Annotated in this window: 5 protein-coding genes and 2 tRNA genes; 6 read left to right on the top strand and 1 reads right to left on the bottom strand. The window is 70.6% G+C overall.

Features of this window, described 5'->3' with window-relative positions; all coding sequences use genetic code 11:
• From VLF38_RS07705 to VLF38_RS07685, 5 genes are all read left to right on the top strand, one after another.
• The coding region (locus VLF38_RS07705; RefSeq protein WP_325270688.1) for a DNA gyrase C-terminal beta-propeller domain-containing protein at positions 1-535 on the top strand (535 nt) is incomplete at its 5' end.
• A gap of 7 nt (positions 536-542) precedes the next feature.
• The gene (locus VLF38_RS07700; RefSeq protein WP_325270687.1) at positions 543-1,103 is read left to right on the top strand and encodes a DUF3566 domain-containing protein; all 561 of its coding nucleotides are present in this window, start codon (positions 543-545) and stop codon (positions 1,101-1,103) included.
• A 114-nt stretch (positions 1,104-1,217) separates the two neighbouring features.
• Positions 1,218-1,291, top strand: a tRNA-Ile gene (locus VLF38_RS07695).
• A 45-nt stretch (positions 1,292-1,336) separates the two neighbouring features.
• The gene (locus VLF38_RS07690; RefSeq protein ID WP_210428882.1) at positions 1,337-1,462 is read left to right on the top strand and encodes a DLW-39 family protein; all 126 of its coding nucleotides are present in this window, start codon (positions 1,337-1,339) and stop codon (positions 1,460-1,462) included.
• Between the two features lie 54 nt (positions 1,463-1,516).
• Positions 1,517-1,592, top strand: a tRNA-Ala gene (locus tag VLF38_RS07685).
• 60 nt (positions 1,593-1,652) lie between these two features.
• On the opposite strand, the gene VLF38_RS07680 is transcribed toward VLF38_RS07685, so the two are convergent.
• Entirely contained in the window at positions 1,653-2,150 is a 498-nt protein-coding gene (locus VLF38_RS07680) for a hypothetical protein (RefSeq protein WP_325270686.1), read from the bottom strand.
• Between the two features lie 134 nt (positions 2,151-2,284).
• Between VLF38_RS07680 and VLF38_RS07675 the strand changes: the two genes are divergently transcribed.
• Positions 2,285-3,007, top strand: a 723-nt coding sequence (locus VLF38_RS07675; protein WP_325270685.1) for an ATP-binding protein, incomplete at its 3' end; no start/stop codon positions are given.

The raw sequence follows: 3,007 nt of genomic DNA, 5'->3' as shown, positions 1-3,007 counted from the left end.
AGGAGGGTCGACGGAGGCCGGTGAGCTGCCCGACGTCAAGGAGCAGTACGTCTTCACCATCACCGACGGCGGCTACGCCAAGCGCTCGCGCATCACCGACTACCGCATCACCAACCGCGGCGGCGTCGGCATCCGCGCGGTCAAGCTCAGCAACGAGGACCGCGGCGGCCTGGTCGGCGCGTTCATCGTGGAGGAGGGCGACGAGGTCCTGTCGATCACCAGCGGCGGCCAGGTCGTCCGGAGCCCGATCGACGCCAACTTCCGGGCCACCGGCCGCGACAGCCAGGGCGTGAAGTTCGTGACGCCCAAGAAGGGCGACACGGTCGCCGTCGTCGCGCGCTCGGTCGAGGCCCGCGAGGACGACGAGGTCGAGGACCAGGCCGCAGAGGCTGCTTCGGAGGTCGAGGCGGACGCCCGCGAGGCCGCCGCCGAATCGCCCGACGTGGTCGACGGTGCAACAATCGAGGGCCAGGACGCTGTGGAAGACAGCGTGGAAGCCAGCACCGAGACCCCCGACGACGACACCGAGGAGTGAGTGATCCATGTCGGAGCGCACCGCGCCACCCGCTCGTGACACGACCCGACGTACGCCGGGGAAGCAGGCCGCCAGGCCCTCGCTGACCGAGCGGCTCCAGTCGACGCTCTCGAGCGCCGCCGAGGAGCACCGCGCCAACGCGGCGCCCAAGGAGTCGCGCGGCAGTCGCGTACGTCGTACGGCCGGGCGGCAGCCCCGTCGTGCGCGGCTGCGGCTGACCCGGGTCGACCCGTGGTCGGTGATGAAGACGTCGTTCCTGCTGTCGGTCGCCTTCGGCGTCGTCACGTTCGTCGCGATCTTCATGGTGTGGTCGGTGCGCGGCGCCGCCGGCGTCTGGGACTCGATCAACTCCGCCGTGGCGAGCATCGTCGAGGGCGACAGCGGCAACTCGACCTTCGACGTGACCGACTACGTCGGCATGTCCCGGGTGCTCGGGTTCACCCTGCTCGTCTCGGTCCTCGACGTCGTCCTGATCACCGCGATCGCCACCCTGACGGCGTTCCTCTACAACCTCGCGGCCGCCCTCCTCGGCGGCATCGAGGTCACCCTGGCCGAGGACGAGAAGTGATCTGACCCCGTCGCCGGTTGAGGTGCGAGCGCAGCGAGCCTCGAAACCCATCCCCGATTGGCACGGCCTGACCGCGGTCAGGTAATCTTCGGCGTCGCCGCTTGCGGCGAGTGCGGGCCTATAGCTCAGACGGTTAGAGCGCTTCCCTGATAAGGAAGAGGTCACAGGTTCAAGTCCTGTTAGGCCCACTCCGGTTCTTCGTCCCACCTGTGCACAGCATCCGAGGAGAGTCCATGAAGAAGCTCCTGCTGGTCGTCCTCGCCGCCGCCGGCGCGGTGCTCGCGAAGAAGAAGCTGGACGAGGGCAAGAACGAGCAGGCCCTCTGGGCCGAGGCCACCGACACCGTCGAGAAGGCCTGACGCTCAACACCGTTGGTCGAGGAGGTCGCGCAGCGACCGTCACGAGACCATCACGGGGCCTTGGCGCAATTGGTAGCGCACCTGCTTTGCAAGCAGGGGGTTAGGGGTTCGAGTCCCCTAGGCTCCACCACTTCTCTGGTCCGGTGATGTGTCCCCGGGGGCCGGCCCTACCACTCCTGGTGCTTGACGCTCACTCGGCGCCGTCGGTGGGCGCAACGGGACGCTCTGCGTCGAGCTGCGCGAGCTGCTCGGTGAGGAGGTCGCGCAAGCGGTCGCGCTGCGCCGCCTCCATCTCGCTCAGCGCGGCGATGCGTGCCTCGAGGTTGGCCTTCTCGTCCTCCAGCTGACCGATTGCCGCCGCGCGCTCGCTCTCGATCTCCGCGAGCTGCTCGGCCCGCGCGCGGGACAGCTCGTCCGCCATCGTCGCGGCTTCGTTGCGGCTGGCCTCCCCGATCTGGTGGGCAGTGGCCTGCGCCGTCGACACCAGCGACTCGGCCTCGGTCCGTGCGTTGGCCACGAGCTCGTCGGCCGTACGGGCCGCGACCTCCAGCATCCGTGACGGGTTCGACGAGGCGTCCGTCGTCGGGCGCCGATCGCCGAGCTCGACACCGACGTCGGAGGCAGGGACGTGGTCGTGGTCCGTCGTCGGCGTGTCGGTCTCGCTCGAGGGTTGATCAAGGCTCGGCATGTCTGTTCCCCAATGTGAGTGCGGCGCTACTGACCAGTGTGCACGAACGGGCTCGTAGAGCGAGCATGGTGTACGCCCCGATCTCGGTGTCGGTTGGCACGCAGGTGTCGCGCAGGGGTCTAGCCTCACGTCGTATGGAGGGTGCGCCGGGCAGGCGGCACGTGCAGCTGGCCGCGGACCCGGTCAGCGTTCCGGCTGCGCGCCGCTTCGTCGTCGACACGCTCACCGAGTGGGGTGAAGCGCACCACGTCGAGGACGCCGAGCTGGTCACGAGCGAGCTGAGCGGCAACGCGGCGCTGCATGCGGGTGCCCGCTTCATGTACGTCACCGTGGAGCGGAGCGACCGGGCGCCGGGGGTGTGGGTCGCCGTGGAGGACGACGGTCCGGTCGGTGCGGACGCGCTCCACGTCCGGACGCCGAGCCTCGTGGAGGACCCGCTCGACTGGACCGACCTGCCGGCGACCGGCCGCGGACTGGCCATCGTGGCGGCGCTCGCCGCGGGGTGGGGGGTCGAGCAGACCGCACGGGGCAAGCGGGTGTGGGCAGACCTGGCCGGGCCCGGTACGGCCACCGGCGCGCGAGAGCTGCAACGAGCCCGCCCGCACGATGCTGCTGCGCCGGACGGGGCGCTACCGCCGGGCTGGACGCTCGTGCGGCTGGCCGAGTGCCCGGTCGCGCTCAGCCTGCAGCAGGACCGCCACCTCGACGAGCTGGTGCGCGAGCTGCAGCTGCTGGGTGCCGACGACGGACGGTCGGAGTCGACGGCCCTGGCCCACGAGATCCGCGACCTGCTGGTCTCCCCGGCGCACGCCCGCGTCGTGGGGCGCCGAACCGCCGAGCGTGCCCGCGACGAGGGG

It is taken from the genome of Nocardioides sp., from assembly GCF_035481145.1.
In the GTDB taxonomy this organism is placed as follows: domain Bacteria; phylum Actinomycetota; class Actinomycetes; order Propionibacteriales; family Nocardioidaceae; genus Nocardioides.
Note: the sequence above shows the minus strand (reverse complement) of the source record. Positions and strands in the feature narration are given on the sequence as shown.

Excerpts from the sequence above, each read along its gene's own strand:
- VLF38_RS07700 (WP_325270687.1), top strand. The coding sequence starts at position 543 with ATGTCGGAGCGCACCGCGCCACCCGCTCGTGACACGACCCGACGTACG.
- VLF38_RS07690 (WP_210428882.1), top strand. The coding sequence starts at position 1,337 with ATGAAGAAGCTCCTGCTGGTCGTCCTCGCCGCCGCCGGCGCGGTGCTC.
- VLF38_RS07680 (WP_325270686.1), bottom strand. The coding sequence starts at position 2,150 with ATGCCGAGCCTTGATCAACCCTCGAGCGAGACCGACACGCCGACGACG.